The 14329-nt window shown below is 41.1% G+C and carries 14 protein-coding genes; 8 read left to right on the top strand and 6 right to left on the bottom strand.

Annotated elements, in window-relative coordinates; translation table 11 throughout:
* The first annotated feature begins 338 nt into the window (after window positions 1–338).
* Entirely contained in the window at window positions 339–575 is a 237-nt protein-coding gene (locus M1F26_RS10395) for a hypothetical protein (protein ID WP_140172409.1), read from the top strand.
* A gap of 43 nt (window positions 576–618) precedes the next feature.
* On the top strand, window positions 619–1191 hold the full coding sequence (locus tag M1F26_RS10390) for a helix-turn-helix transcriptional regulator (RefSeq protein ID WP_140172410.1): 573 nt from the start codon (window positions 619–621) through the stop codon (window positions 1189–1191).
* A 21-nt stretch (window positions 1192–1212) separates the two neighbouring features.
* On the opposite strand, the gene argS is transcribed toward M1F26_RS10390, so the two are convergent.
* On the bottom strand, window positions 1213–2943 hold the full coding sequence (gene argS / locus M1F26_RS10385) for an arginine--tRNA ligase (protein WP_140172411.1): 1731 nt from the start codon (window positions 2941–2943) through the stop codon (window positions 1213–1215).
* Between the two features lie 165 nt (window positions 2944–3108).
* Between argS and M1F26_RS10380 the strand changes: the two genes are divergently transcribed.
* From M1F26_RS10380 to M1F26_RS10360, 5 genes are all read left to right on the top strand, one after another.
* Window positions 3109–3663: a VOC family protein gene (locus M1F26_RS10380; RefSeq protein WP_140172412.1), complete on the top strand. Its 555-nt coding sequence runs from the start codon at window positions 3109–3111 to the stop codon at window positions 3661–3663.
* A gap of 181 nt (window positions 3664–3844) precedes the next feature.
* Window positions 3845–4606 carry a copper homeostasis protein CutC gene (gene cutC, locus M1F26_RS10375; protein ID WP_004255070.1) on the top strand — a complete coding sequence of 254 codons (762 nt, stop codon included), beginning with the start codon at window positions 3845–3847 and terminating at the stop codon, window positions 4604–4606.
* Between the two features lie 313 nt (window positions 4607–4919).
* Window positions 4920–7343, top strand: a complete 2424-nt coding sequence (locus M1F26_RS10370; RefSeq protein WP_140172413.1) for a DMSO/selenate family reductase complex A subunit — start codon at window positions 4920–4922, stop codon at window positions 7341–7343.
* A 10-nt stretch (window positions 7344–7353) separates the two neighbouring features.
* On the top strand, window positions 7354–7971 hold the full coding sequence (locus tag M1F26_RS10365) for a DMSO/selenate family reductase complex B subunit (protein WP_140172414.1): 618 nt from the start codon (window positions 7354–7356) through the stop codon (window positions 7969–7971).
* A gap of 1 nt (window position 7972) precedes the next feature.
* Window positions 7973–8749, top strand: coding sequence for a dimethyl sulfoxide reductase anchor subunit family protein (locus tag M1F26_RS10360; RefSeq protein ID WP_140172415.1), 777 nt, complete (start codon window positions 7973–7975; stop codon window positions 8747–8749).
* 55 nt (window positions 8750–8804) lie between these two features.
* Here M1F26_RS10360 and cmoB read toward each other — a convergent pair whose 3' ends face one another.
* The 5 genes from cmoB to M1F26_RS10335 form a co-directional block, all read right to left on the bottom strand.
* Window positions 8805–9776, bottom strand: a complete 972-nt coding sequence (gene cmoB / locus M1F26_RS10355) for a tRNA 5-methoxyuridine(34)/uridine 5-oxyacetic acid(34) synthase CmoB (RefSeq protein ID WP_096864852.1) — start codon at window positions 9774–9776, stop codon at window positions 8805–8807.
* Window positions 9777–9778: 2 nt separating this feature from the next.
* A complete protein-coding gene (cmoA, locus tag M1F26_RS10350) occupies window positions 9779–10528 on the bottom strand; it encodes a carboxy-S-adenosyl-L-methionine synthase CmoA (protein WP_004255051.1) in 750 nt (249 codons plus the stop codon).
* A gap of 131 nt (window positions 10529–10659) precedes the next feature.
* A complete protein-coding gene (locus M1F26_RS10345; RefSeq protein ID WP_140172416.1) occupies window positions 10660–11058 on the bottom strand; it encodes an MAPEG family protein in 399 nt (132 codons plus the stop codon).
* Between the two features lie 150 nt (window positions 11059–11208).
* The gene (locus tag M1F26_RS10340; protein WP_004255045.1) at window positions 11209–11613 is read right to left on the bottom strand and encodes an NUDIX hydrolase; all 405 of its coding nucleotides are present in this window, start codon (window positions 11611–11613) and stop codon (window positions 11209–11211) included.
* Between the two features lie 107 nt (window positions 11614–11720).
* Window positions 11721–12044: a DUF4377 domain-containing protein gene (locus tag M1F26_RS10335; protein ID WP_004255044.1), complete on the bottom strand. Its 324-nt coding sequence runs from the start codon at window positions 12042–12044 to the stop codon at window positions 11721–11723.
* 510 nt (window positions 12045–12554) lie between these two features.
* Between M1F26_RS10335 and aspS the strand changes: the two genes are divergently transcribed.
* Window positions 12555–14324: an aspartate--tRNA ligase gene (gene aspS / locus M1F26_RS10330; RefSeq protein ID WP_004255040.1), complete on the top strand. Its 1770-nt coding sequence runs from the start codon at window positions 12555–12557 to the stop codon at window positions 14322–14324.
* Window positions 14325–14329 lie beyond the last annotated feature (5 nt).

Below are 14329 nucleotides of genomic sequence, written 5' to 3'. Positions count from 1 at the left end.
TAAAAGCCCAATGTTAATGAGGAGAGCTCATAAAATTGGGCTTTTTTATCTATGTAATCTACGTAGTTAAGGTGCCAACAGGCATAAATTCTTTCCCTTCAATTTCTAATTATCTACTCAAATTTATTCTCTTTATAACTGAATTATTAATTTCAAAATTATTTCATGAAATTTCAATTAATTGTTTTCATTGATAAAAATAATATCCAGCTCTATTTCTGGGGTATATTTACTGGGTTGTTGTGACAGCAATTAATTTCAGGGGAGTATTCAATTTATTGAATATTATTTGTTGACCGATGTCAACGGAATGGCTATGTTATGTATCAAGGAGGTCGATGAAAAAACACCCAAATAAGCATGTTCAGGCAGCTATTGAATATGCGATAGAAAATGGCTGGGTCTGGGTTACAGCAGGAAACTCATCACATACTTTCTGCAAGTTACGCTGTGGTAACGCAGTGGGTGAACACAAAACACATATGATGAGAGTCTGGTCAACGCCAAAAGTTATGGAAGTGCATGCTAAACAGATAATACGTAAAGTGAATCACTGCATTGCTCTTTTAGGTTAATCCAAGCGGCTTAGGCCGCTTATTTATGTAAGATGGGGAAATTATGGCGCTATTTACTTTCACATTAACACTATCGGGTGTGACTGCTGATACGGAAGGCTTAGTTGATACCATATTTGCCGCAGGCTGTGGCGATGCATTGGTGTGCTTTTATGGTAAATCGGTTTATTTAGAATTTGATAGGGAAGCGGAATCTTTTGATCTTGCAATTGAAACTGCGATTACAGATGTTGAAAGTACATCGCTGAATATAAAAGTGGAATCTATTGATTCCGCTTTGGTTGGGTTAAGTGATATTGCAGAATTGACAGGGCTAACCCGTCAAGCAGTGGCTTTGCTGAAAGATGGGGCTCGAGGTAAAGGCCATTTCCCTACACCCGTACAACGTTTGAAAGGGACATCCCCGTTATGGGACTGGGCGAGTGTTGCTGATTGGCTACAACAGAATAACCGTTTGTCGAATAACCCTGAACTTTATGAACAAGCAAAAATACTTTGTAAATGGAACTTAGTACTCCGTAATTGCGCAAATGAATATATCGATGAATTACAAAAACGAACAACAAAGTTAGCGAAACAGCGCAAACAAAAACGGCTCACCAAAGTGAACCGTTAATAGACTATTTATTGATTTGAATTACATTCTTTCAACGGTTTCAATGCCCAGAGTATCTAAGCCCGTTTTTAACGTTCTTTGGGTTAATGCAGCCAATTTCAAGCGGCTTTGGCGCTGGGCTTCGTCATCGGCTGACAAGATAGGGCAGTGCTCATAAAAGCCTGAGAATAAACCAGCTAGTTCATATAAATAAGCACACATCACATGAGGTGTACCATCACGAGCGACAGTTAGAATGGTTTCTTCAAACTGTAACAAACGTGTCGCAAGCGCAATTTCACGTGGGTCTTGTAATGAAATAGGCAGAGTTAAGTCTGCATGGGTTAAATTGGCTTTCTTGAAAATAGAAGCCACTCGAGTATACGCATACTGCATATACGGAGCGGTATTTCCTTCGAAAGCTAACATGTTGTCCCAATCGAAAATATAATCTGTCGTTCTGTTTTTGGACAAGTCAGCGTATTTAACGGCGCCAATACCGACAACATTTGCGACATTGAGCAATTCATCTTCAGGCATATCTGGGTTTTTCTCACGGATCAGCGCTTGAGCACGTTCAACCGCTTCATCCAGTAAGTCTGATAAACGAACGGTACCACCTGTACGAGTCTTAAATGGTTTGCCATCTTTACCTAGCATCATACCGAACATGTGGTGCTCAAGTGCCATTGATTCAGGGATATAACCTGCTTTACGGACGATGGTCCATGCTTGCATTAAATGTTGATGTTGGCGAGAGTCAATATAGTAAAGTGAGCGGTCAGCATGAAGGGTTTCATAACGGTATTTCGCACAGGCAATATCAGTTGTTGTGTACAAGAAGCCACCATCTTTTTTCTGGACGATCACGCCCATTGGTTCGCCTTCTTTATTTTTAAATTCGTCGAGAAAAACAACCGTCGCGCCTTCACTCTCGACAGCTAAACCTTTGGCTTTTAAGTCTGCAACAATACCGGGTAGCATACTGTTATATAAGCTTTCGCCCATCACGTCATCTTCGGTTAAAGTGACATTTAAACGGCGATAGGTTTCTTGGTTTTGCTGCATAGTGATATCCACTAATTTGCGCCACATTTGACGACAATATTCATCACCGGATTGCAGTTTCACAACGTAGCCACGAGCGCGGACTGCGAATTCTTCATCTTCGTCGTAGTGTTTTTTGGCTTCGCGATAAAATTCTTCGAGGTCGGCAAGTGCCATATCGGTGGCATCTTCATTTTGAACTTTCTCAAGATAGGCAATTAACATACCAAATTGCGTACCCCAATCACCGACGTGGTTGGCACGGATGACTTTATGACCAATAAATTCTTGAGTGCGTGCCGCAGCATCACCAATAATGGTGGAGCGTAAGTGGCCTACGTGCATTTGTTTCGCGACATTAGGCGCAGAATAGTCAATGACAATCGTTTCAGGCTTGACGGGCGCGATGCCTAAGCGCTGGGAAGCCAATGCCTCTTCAACATGCTTTTCAACCCAAGCTGGCTCAAGGAAAATATTAATAAAGCCGGGGCCTGCAATTTCAACTTTGCTGGCAATCCCTTCCAAATCTAAGTGATTAACAAGCTGTTCAGCCAGTTGTCGCGGAGCTATCCCCATCTTTTTAGCAGCGCCCATCACTCCATTGGCTTGGTAATCACCAAACTGAGCTTTAGCGGATTGACGCACAAGTGCATCACTGTCTTCTGGAGCACCCGCTGCTAACATCGCAGCACTAATTTTATCTGAAAGAATCGCCTGAATATTCACCGAATTACCTTAAATTACGAACATAGTTACCGCATTGTGCCATCACATGCGCATAACTAAAAGGTGGAAGAGAAAAATCGGCAGGTTTTATACCACATTTTGGGGCTCTCATGCTACAGTCTGCGCCACTGTTTAGCAGATAAGTTTTTGTAAAGGGGGCGTTAAGTGCCACAGTTTAGCAAAATTTCGCAATTACAAGATTTATGGGATGACCTACCTATATTCATAGGTAAATTACAACAGATGGCGCAAGAGATAAACGTATTATTGTCATCCTTTCCGATTGACCATATTTCAGTGCGTTGTCATCATATTGCAACTGCAGAACGTTGGCACCAAGGGTTAATACAATGTGCCCAACTTTTATCTGATAATATAATTAATGGCCGACCGATTCGTTTATATGAGCTAAGTGAGCCATTAAATATCGCGGGTCAAGATGTATTTATCATTGAGTTGCCTTTTCCAAAGGACAAAATTTACTCGAAAGAAAGTTGGGAACACATCGAAATGGTAATAGATGTTGAGCCGAATCAGCTAGAAACCGCGGCATTGCAGTTATTACCTGAACCTTTACCACAAGGGTATAGCATTAAAATGAGCCAACCCAAAGGGCAGCAAGAAAGGTTGCCAAATCCAACATTAGCAGTGTCAAATGGTGAGATAACAGTTAAATACCATCCATTCCCGCTAAAAAAGATAATTGAAAGTGAAAAATAAGTGATGTAATTAACGTTATTGATCAATAGTACCTGTTAACTTTTGGCGGTGTGATATCTATCCGATAACATTTTTTGATAAATGGCATTATTAGGCGAATTGTTAACGTTTAACATTAAATCTTTCATTATTTTTTGGGCACATAAAGCCAGTGTTTTATTGCTCTATTTCGGAGGTTGTCATGGCAAAACTGGAAATCTGTTGTTTCGGAATTGAATGTGCCCAAGTGGCTCAAGAATATGGTGCAGATCGTATCGAACTGTGCTCTGGCGCCGCTGATGGTGGTCTGACACCCAGTTATGGTTACCTGAAATTAGCGAAAGAGAAACTACATATTCCAGTTCATCCTATTATTCGTCCTCGTGGTGGCGATTTTTGCTATAACATCAGTGAGTTTGATGTGATCCGTGAAGATTTAATCATGATTAAGGAAATGGGCTTTTCAGGCGCCGTTATCGGTATATTGGATAGCGAAGGGCGTATTGATATCAACAGGATGCAAACGTTGATGGAAATAGCTCAAGGGATGAATATTACTTTCCACCGCGCATTTGATATGTGTATTAACCCATCGTTAGCTTTAGAACAATTAAAGGAACTCGGCGTGGCTCGCATTTTAACTTCTGGGCAGCAACAAAGCGCGGAGTTGGGCTTACCTCTCTTGAAAGAGTTACATGAAAAAAGCCAGCAAATCAATGGCCCACAAATTATGGCGGGTGCGGGCGTACGTTTAGCTAACCTCAGTAAATTCATGGAAATCGGTTTATCTGAGGTACACAGTTCCGCAGGGAAAACGGTACCATCAACAATGAGTTACCGCAAAGTAGGCGTTACAATGGCTTCTAATAGCGAAACCGATGAATTTACTCACTATTGTGTGGACGGCCCTACAGTAGAAGCGATGAAGGACTTTATTTCTATTACAGAAAAAGTTTCCGTTTAATTGCCGCTAGCCATAATACGCAGCTTTACTATTTACCTGCACGGCTTTGATATGGAAATTTTAAATAGATTGTTATTCACTAAGGAAAATCAATTAGTTGGTTTTTCTTAGTGTTTATTAGCTACCATGCAGTTAATTATTGCTAAAATAGTCGATAGAAATACTAATAATATGATTTATTTATCATTAATAGCTTAATTATTGCTTGTGTTGATGCATGTCAATTAACCACTTTTTTTATAAGGCTACTATCTAATTACTATAAGAATACTAAGGTAATTCAATTTATAATAATTAATAAGGTAGCAATGTAATGATCAATAAAATCAGGGAAAAAGCGCTGAGTAGGCGACAGTTTATCCAAACTTCTGCCTCTATCGCTACAACAACGGCTATCGCCAGCTCCATCTCACTACCTTTTTCCGCTCTAGCAACACCAACCATCACAATTCAACCAGATGAAGTCAGTGAAAAAATCAAATACAGCGCATGCTTAGTTAATTGTGGCAGTCGTTGCCCACTTAAAGTACATGTGAAAGATGACGTCATTACTCGTATATCGAATGAAACCATGTATGACGACACTCAGTTTGGTTTACATCAAATACGTCCTTGTTTGAGAGGGCGCTCTGTTCGCTGGAAAACCTATAACCCAGACCGCTTGAAATACCCATTATTACGTACAGGTAAACGGGGAGAAGGCAAGTTTAAACGGATCAGTTGGGATGAAGCGACGACGATAGTGGCACAAAAATTGCGCTCAACTATTGATACATATGGCAATGAAGCGATTTACTATCAGTATGGTTCAGGATCTACCGGTGCTAATTTACAAGGACGTAATGCTTGCAAGCGGTTATTAAGCCAATTAGGTGGGTTTCTTGACCAACATGGAACCTACTCAACCGCACAAATAAACGGTGTTATTCCGTATGTTTATGGCAAGTTGGATGATTCGCTGTTATCTGAAATAGCCAATAGCGATTTAGTCGTCATGTTTGGCCATAATATCGCGGAAACACGGATGTCCGGTGGTGGGCAATTCTACGAAACCTTAAAAGCGTTGGAAAAAAGCCAAGCTAAAGTCATTATTATTGACCCACGTCGTACTGATAGCGTGACAACACTAGGTGCTGAATGGATCCCGATTTATCCGGGCACTGACGGTGCGCTTGTCGCTGCGATTATCCATACATTAATTAAAGAACAATTAACGGATGAAGCCTTTTTAGCTCAATACTGTGTGGGTTGGGATAGTCAGACACTCCCTGAGTCTGCACCAAAAAATGGTTCCTATAAGGATTATATTTTAGGGCTCAGTGATGATGGTATTGAAAAAACGCCGCAGTGGGCTAGCCAAATTACAGGCGTCTCACCAGCTCGTATTATTCAACTGGCTCGTGAGCTGGGTAATGCAAAAGCCGCGTGGATTTCTCAAGGTTGGGGGTTACAAAGAACGGCATCAGGTGAACAAGCTGCACGGGCTGTGATGATGTTACCCATTGTTACGGGGCATATTGGACGCCCAGGAACGAATGCGGGAGGATGGGGAGGAAACGTAGCGTATTCTGTGCCAGGTTTTGCTATTCCAAACCCAGTTAAAACCAAAATTCCGTGTTTTATGTGGACAGATGCGATAGCGCGCGGTACCGAAATGACCGCGACAAACTCGACACTGCTCGGTAAAGAACGACTTGAAACCAATGTGAAATTTTTATGGCACTATGCGAGTAATGTCACGGGTAACCAACATTCTGACTTAAATAAAACCCACAAAATTCTAACGGATGAGTCCCTATGTGAATTTATTTTGGTTTGGGATACGCATATGACGCCATCGACTAAATATGCGGATTTAATTTTACCTGATGTGACCAGTGTTGAATCGAATGATTTAATTAATAACTCGTATGCCAGTGGTGCTTACCATTATGCTATCCGCCTACAAAATGCGATTACGCCATTATGGGAATGTCGCCAATCTTATGATGTTTTAACTGATATCGCTGAAAAACTGGGTATTAAAGACCAATTTACCGAAGGCCGTACACATGAGCAGTGGATAGAACATTGCTATAACTTGATGCGAGAAAAAAATCCACATTTGCCAACGTTCGAAGAAACGAATGACATGGGAATTGTTGATAGAAAATTGGCGAATAGTGCAGATTATATTGCTTTAAAACCATTCAGAGATTCACCTGAAACCTCACCATTACCAACACCATCGGGTAAAATTGAAATTTATTCAGAAAGGCTCGCTAAGATAGCGAAAGAGTGGGATTACCCTGCTGACCAGCGAATACCTGCTGTGCCTGAATATTGTGTGAATACTGAAGGCGTTGAAAATAAGCAAGCTAAACAAAAATACCCGCTGCAAATGACTGGCTATCACGATAAAGGCCATGCGCATTCTTCATATTTTAATATTGCGATGCTACGCGAAGCCGTTCCGCACCAGTATTGGATTAACCCAATTGATGCGTCTGCTCGTGGTATTCAAGATGGTGATGTGACTGAAATTTTCAATGACCGTGGATGTATGCATATTAAAGCAAAAGTGACAGAACGCGTATTACCCGGTGTGATTGCAGTTCCGCAAGGTGCTTGGCGAGAAGTCAATGAAGAGGGGGTCGATATTGGTGGCTGTATTAATACACTCACCACACAGCAGCCTTCCGCTCTCGTTAAAGGAAATCCGCAACATACTAACTTAGTTGACGTGAAACGTGCATAAGGAGTGACGAATGAAACAGTATGGTTTTTATTTTGACTCAACAAAATGCACAGGTTGTAAAACGTGTCAGGTGAGTTGTAAGGATGAAAAGGACCTTGATTTAGGGCCTAAATTCCGTCGGGTATACGAGTTTGGTGGTGGAAGTTGGCAACAGCAAGAGGGGATATGGCAACAGAATGTTTATAGTTACTATCTATCAATTTCTTGTAATCATTGTTCTAACCCTACCTGTGTTGCAGGTTGCCCAACCGGTGCAATGCATAAACGTGAACAAGATGGGTTAGTAGTAGTAGACCAAACCATTTGTGTCGGGTGCCGTTACTGCGAACTACGTTGTCCATACGGCGCACCACAGTATGACGAAAAGAAAAAATTGATGAGTAAATGCGATGGGTGCTATGAGCGGGTCGAAAAAGGGATGAATCCTGTTTGTGTTGAATCTTGTCCACAACGCGCATTGGACTTTGACGATATCAACATTCTTCGCGAGCGCCATGGCAATATTAGTGGGATTGCCCCCATGCCAAACCCAGCTCTTACTAATCCTAATATTGTCATTAAGCCGCACAAGGATGCTAAACCTTGCGGTGACAAGAGCGGTAAATTACAAAACCCAGCAGAGGTATAACATGCACGAACTTCCACTCGTTTTTTTCACCGTATTGGGGCAGTCGGCAGCAGGTTTATATTTATTGGTATATGCGAGCCGAAAACTGGGCATGTTGGGCGAAACCCAATTGCGTCATGCCAATATAGCGGCATTTGTCATTATGATCATTGCGCTAGCCATCGGTGGGCTACACGTTGGGCAGCCTCTGCGCTTCTTTAATATGCTTTTAGGTGTAGGCCGTTCACCAATGAGTAATGAAGCTTTGCTTAGTGGTATTTTTGTTGCTTTTGGGGCTGCAACTTTATTATTCACCTTGTTTATTAAAAATAAAGCGCTAAGTGAACTGTGCAATGTTGCCACGGTTATTTTTGGTTTGGCATTCGTCTGGTCAATTCCTCAAGTGTATAATATTGCGACGGTAGCCAATTGGTTTACTGTTTTCACAACCGTACAAATGTGGATGACTCTGTTAGTTGCTGGTGGCGCATTGGCTATTCTATTCGGTGCTCAGCGGTTAGGGGCGATGGCATTTTTGATTGGTTCAATTATTATTTTTGCCACTCGTGCCGCTTATGTGTCATTTTTAGGCGAAACAGGACCAGAGATTAGCGCTGAACAAGCTGGTTTTTGGAGCTTCCAGTTAGTCGTATTAGCGGTGATGCTGTTCGTTTATCCGGCTCTATTATATCGCGGAAGAAACTCATCTGTAATATTAGGCTTATGTGCGCTAGCCGTTATTTTAGCGGAGTTAGTTGGCCGAATTGCCTTCTATAATTTATGGCAAATAACAATGTAACATCTTGATAAAAAAGAAATAAAATGCCTACGACGTAATTGCCATAGGCATTTTTTTATGGTTTACGAGCAACTAAAATAGCGCGTAATGGTGCAGGGTAGCCCTCGATAGTTTTGGTTTTATCATTAGGGTCTAAAAATTCAGCCAATGAATCTGTTTTCATCCATTGTGTGCGGCGTTGCTCTTCCAAAGAGGTCACTTCTTGGTCAACAATCCGGACATCAACAAAACCACATTTTTCTAACCAAACTTTGAGCATTTTAGCGGAGGGAATAAAATAGACATTACGCATTTGAGCATAACGGTCACCGGGGATCAAACACTGAAATTCATCCCCCTCAATAACTAGACTCTCTAAAACCAATTCACCTTCGCTCACTAATTGGTTCTTAAGTTGCCACAAATGGTCAAGAGGTGAACGGCGGTGATAAAGTACACCCATTGAAAACACAGTATCAAATGCCTTTAACTCTGGCAGTTGTTCGATACCTAAAGGCAATAAGTGCGCACGTTGGTCATCGCCCAATAATTTTCTCACCGCCTCAAATTGGCATAAAAATAATTCAGTTGGGTCGATACCGACAACAAATTTGGCATCTTGCCCTAACATACGCCACATGTGATAGCCACTGCCGCAACCGACATCTAAGACATAACGGTCCTTTAGTGATGAAATATGGGGTAATACGCGATCCCATTTCCAGTCAGAGCGCCATTCGGTATCAATATTCACACCATAGAGAGAAAAAGGGCCTTTACGCCATGGCATTAATTGTTCAAGAATATTATTCAGGCGCCGAGTTTCACCGGCTGTGAGCTCGGGTTCACGTGTAGCAGTCACGCTGTTGCGTAAATCCAAATCAGTAGGGACCATTACTGGCAGGTTATCTAGCATTTTTTCCCATGAAGAAAAACCACCGTGTAACCCTTGTTTTTTCCATGCTGAAAGTTGTGCCGGAAGCGTTTCAAGCCAATGACTTAGGGGGCCAACCGCAATTTGTTGGTAAAAACGACCAAAATCAATCATGCTTAGGCCTCTTTAACCGCTAACAGTGAACCAAAATTAAAACACTGGAACCAAACTTCACAGTGAGTAAAACCTGCATTTTTTAAACGCGCTTTATGTGCTTCAACAGAATCTGTGAGCATCACGTTTTCTAACATGCTACGTTTTTGGCTGATTTCTAATTCGCTATAGCCATTCGCCCGTTTGAAGTCGTGATGCATATTGAATAATAACTCACCGATTTCTTTATCTTCGAAGTTAAATTTCTCAGAAAGGACTAAAATACCGCCGGGTTGTAGCCCTTGATAAATTTTACTGAGTAATAATTGGCGATCTTCTGGGTTGAGAAACTGCAAAGTAAAATTGAGCACAACCATAGAGGCGTTTTCAATATTTACATCACGAATATCACCTTCTATAACTTCAACCGGTGTGTCAGCACGATAGGCATCAATATGGCGGCGGCAACGTTCAACCATTGCAGGGGAGTTATCAACAGCAATAATTTTGCTTTTTTCTACTGTAATATTACGCCTTATCGATAAGGTTGCTGCACCTAAAGAGCAGCCTAAATCGTAAACATGGCTGTTGGGTTTGACAAAGCGACCCGCTAGCATGCCAATCATCGTAATAATATTAGAGTACCCTGGCACGGAGCGTTGGATCATATCAGGGAATACTTCAGCCACTTTTTCATCGAATTGCCAGTCACCAAGGTTAGCGATAGGCGCAGAGAAAAGGCGGTCTTTTGAGGTTGGATCCGAGTTTGACATAAGTTCTGTATTAATCAAAAACAAAAGTAGGGAAGGATTGTATCAGAAAGGCAGTCTACTGAAAATCAATCCATAAGCAATGAAATAATGAGCGGCACATTAATAATTCGTGCCGTTACAGAGAATAAAAACTAAAGATTAAATGAAACGATTTGTAGCCAAGGTAGGTAATAAGTATTGGCGATAACCATCAGCGCCATAGCAAGGTAAGTTGCTGCCATGCCTGAACGGCGATATGAGTAATCGTGATTTTTTAAACCATAAGAGTGCAGTATTCGCCCTGCAATTAAGATCAAGCCACAAATATGAATCATCCACACTTGTGCGCCATTCATTTCCATTAAAAGCAATAAAATTAAAGAGATGGGAATGTATTCGATGGCATTACCATGAACGCGGATTGCGGTTTGCAACTCATAAAAACCGCCATCACCATAAGCTATACGGTATTGATTACGCAGCTTCACAACATTTAAGGATAATCTAAGAAGCAGTAAGGCACCCAGTACAGCGTACAAAGAGCTGACCATTTTTTACTCCACCATAAAACGAATCAAACTATGAAAACACCTAAAAATATAAGTTATAGTAATGGGTATTAACAATATTTGGTGAATTGTAAATCCTAAAAAGCCGTTCGACAAATGAAATCACAACTTTTTTAAGTAATCACATAGGCTTTATTGAATTAATCCGTCTTTTTTTAATTGTGACAGAATGGTCACCGCAGTACTTGAGCAGCGAGGTAAATCGTTAATGCTAAACCAATCCAATTCGGCAATCTCAGCAGCAGGATGGGGTTCGCCTCTATAGTCCGCAAAGTAGCAACGAATACGGACTTGCGTTCCATCTGATTTTCCATCAGCAGGGCCAATAAACTCGCCATAAAACCGGATAGAACTGATAACTAAGTCGAGTTTTAATTCTTCGGCAATCTCACGGCAGAGTGCTTGTACATCCGTCTCACCTTGTTCGCGTTTTCCACCGGGTATATAAAACAAACTTTTATTATGGGAACGCACCATCGCAATTTTGTGATCTGATAGGGTGATTAACCCAAGCTTATCGATGATTTTAACACTCATAATAGGGTCACTCTATTATTTACTGATGATAAAATAATTATGGTTATAAGTGAGTCATTAAGTAAACTGATAAAATTACTTAATGACTTAAATTAAATTTTTAAATGCTATTTCTTTTCAACGATTTTTATCAATTCATAACGAATACTTGGGGCATCAGCCGGTGGGTTAGGTACATCGAATTGCTTCACTTGTACAGTATAAGAGAAGCCTGGTTGATATTCGAAGCCTTGAATTGAGCTATAAAAAAGTTGCCAGTCATCACTAGGGTTTTCTTTCACTTTCATACACTTCATTGGGGCAACGCCCATACAATCAGCAAGTGAAGAATCAATATAAAAAGTTTTTGTATTATCAGTCTCTGCGGGTTTCATGTTTTGGCATCCAGCGAGTAGTACGAACATGGAAGTGGCAAGTAAAAATTTTTTCATGGGCAATCCTTAAACTGCAGATGATGATTAATTCAGCGTTATATCTATATATTTTGATTATAGCAAACTGAAAAAGGTAACGATTCTGAAATAGAAAGATTAATGATTAAAGAGGTATTTATTAATCAATAATTGAATTGGAATGCATTAAGTGATGATTTTTTACTCAAAAAGGCTTCGGGCTGATGAAATAAACCTTTGCTGCAATATGTACATGGTGCGGATAGTCCCTTAAAATCGATAGGATCATCGTGATAGACGTCTATCTCGCTATTCAATTTTATTATTGTTGATTAGTAAAACAATAATTGATGAAAATATGATTAAAAACAAAATGGTTTACGCGTTATGTAGAATACGTAACTATTTGTCTAACAGAATTTCCTGTATAATGTCTGCCTTTTTGACATTCTGAATTTTCAGCCCGTGTTTCGCAAATAAATAGGGTTCAGCAAAATGCCAAAATCCCGCAGCAAGCAAAAGCACAACAGCTGAGTAAAAGGATATTGTATGCGTACTAATTATTGTGGGCAGTTAAACATCGCTCACGAAGGCCAAAAGGTCACTCTTAGTGGATGGGTAAACCGCCGCCGCGATTTAGGTGGTTTGATTTTTATCGATATGCGTGACCGTGAAGGTATCGTGCAAGTTTTCTTCGATCCCGATCGTAAAGACATATTTGAAAAAGCGTCAGAGCTGCGTAATGAGTTCTGTATCCAAATCACAGGGACAGTACGCGCACGTCCAGATAGCCAAAAAAATAAAGACATGGCAACGGGCGAAATTGAAGTTTTTGCTGAAGAACTGAATGTTTTTAATAAGTCAGAGCCACTGCCGTTAGATAGCAACCAAACAAATACAGAAGAGCGTCGTTTAAAATATCGTTATTTAGATTTACGTCGCCCAGAGATGTCTGACCGTCTGCGTACGCGTGCTAAAATCACCAGCTTTGTTCGTAACTTTATGGATAAAGAAGGGTTCTTGGACGTTGAAACGCCAATGCTAACCAAAGCAACGCCAGAAGGTGCTCGTGACTATTTAGTACCAAGCCGTGTTCATAAAGGTAAATTTTACGCATTACCGCAATCACCACAATTATTTAAACAATTGCTGATGATGTCAGGTTTTGACCGTTATTATCAAATCGTAAAATGCTTCCGTGATGAAGACCTACGTGCGGACCGTCAACCTGAATTCACCCAAATCGATGTTGAAACCTCGTTCATGACCGCAGAGCAAGTGCGTGAAATTATGGAACGTATGATCCGTAATTTATGGTTAGAGGTAAAAGGGGTTGATTTAGGCAACTTCCCAATCATGACTTTTGCGGAAGCTATGCGTCGTTATGGTTCAGATAAACCAGACTTACGTAACCCAATGGAGCTGGTGGATGTTGCGGATATCGTAAAAGATGTTGAATTTGCGGTGTTCTCAGGCCCAGCAAACGATCCGAAAGGTCGTGTTGCGGCCCTGAAAGTCCCCGGTGGCGCAGCTATGACCCGTAAACAAATCGATGAATATGGTCAATTCGTTGGTATTTATGGTGCGAAAGGCTTGGCTTGGATGAAAGTCAACGAGCGAGCTAAAGGCCTTGACGGTATTCAAAGTCCAGTTGCAAAATTCTTGAGTGAAGACGTGATTAACCAGTTATTAGACCGTACTGGTGCCGTTGATGGCGATATCTTGTTATTCGGCGCGGGCGCGAAAAATGTGGTGACCGATTCAATGGGTGCGCTACGCTTGAAAGTCGGTCGTGACTTTGAATTAACCGATTTAAATAGCTGGCAGCCACTGTGGGTGATTGATTTCCCAATGTTTGAAGATAATGGTGAAGGCGGGTTAACTGCGATGCACCATCCATTTACGTCTCCTAAAGATTTCTCACCTGAAGAACTGGCGAGTAAACCTGAAGAAGCCGTTGCTAATGCGTATGATATGGTCATCAATGGTTACGAAGTTGGCGGTGGTTCAGTCCGTATTCACCGCAACGAAATGCAACAAACGGTATTTAGTATTTTAGGTATTAATGAAGAAGACCAACGCGAAAAATTCGGTTTCTTATTAGATGCATTGAAATATGGTACACCACCACATGCAGGCTTAGCATTTGGTCTTGACCGTTTAGTGATGCTGTTAACAGGAACGGATAATATTCGTGATGTTATTGCTTTCCCGAAAACAACAGCGGCCGCGTGTCTAATGACGAATGCACCGAGCCATGCTAACCCGGATGCATTAACGGAACTTGCTATCGCTGTGGTTGCGAAAGACGAAGAGTAAGTTCA

The organism is Providencia sp. PROV048 (assembly GCF_033688165.1).
In the GTDB taxonomy this organism is placed as follows: domain Bacteria; phylum Pseudomonadota; class Gammaproteobacteria; order Enterobacterales; family Enterobacteriaceae; genus Providencia; species Providencia hangzhouensis.
Note: the sequence above shows the minus strand (reverse complement) of the source record. Positions and strands in the feature narration are given on the sequence as shown.

Bases quoted from the DNA above. Each gene is read 5' to 3' on its own strand.
- M1F26_RS10395 (WP_140172409.1), top strand. From the start codon at position 339: ATGAAAAAACACCCAAATAAGCATGTTCAGGCAGCTATTGAATATGCG.
- M1F26_RS10365 (WP_140172414.1), top strand. From the start codon at position 7,354: ATGAAACAGTATGGTTTTTATTTTGACTCAACAAAATGCACAGGTTGT.
- M1F26_RS10345 (WP_140172416.1), bottom strand. From the start codon at position 11,058: ATGGTCAGCTCTTTGTACGCTGTACTGGGTGCCTTACTGCTTCTTAGA.
- M1F26_RS10360 (WP_140172415.1), top strand. From the start codon at position 7,973: ATGCACGAACTTCCACTCGTTTTTTTCACCGTATTGGGGCAGTCGGCA.
- cmoA (WP_004255051.1), bottom strand. From the start codon at position 10,528: ATGTCAAACTCGGATCCAACCTCAAAAGACCGCCTTTTCTCTGCGCCT.
- aspS (WP_004255040.1), top strand. From the start codon at position 12,555: ATGCGTACTAATTATTGTGGGCAGTTAAACATCGCTCACGAAGGCCAA.
- M1F26_RS10335 (WP_004255044.1), bottom strand. From the start codon at position 12,044: ATGAAAAAATTTTTACTTGCCACTTCCATGTTCGTACTACTCGCTGGA.
- cutC (WP_004255070.1), top strand. From the start codon at position 3,845: ATGGCAAAACTGGAAATCTGTTGTTTCGGAATTGAATGTGCCCAAGTG.
- cmoB (WP_096864852.1), bottom strand. From the start codon at position 9,776: ATGATTGATTTTGGTCGTTTTTACCAACAAATTGCGGTTGGCCCCCTA.
- M1F26_RS10390 (WP_140172410.1), top strand. From the start codon at position 619: ATGGCGCTATTTACTTTCACATTAACACTATCGGGTGTGACTGCTGAT.
- M1F26_RS10370 (WP_140172413.1), top strand. From the start codon at position 4,920: ATGATCAATAAAATCAGGGAAAAAGCGCTGAGTAGGCGACAGTTTATC.
- M1F26_RS10340 (WP_004255045.1), bottom strand. From the start codon at position 11,613: ATGAGTGTTAAAATCATCGATAAGCTTGGGTTAATCACCCTATCAGAT.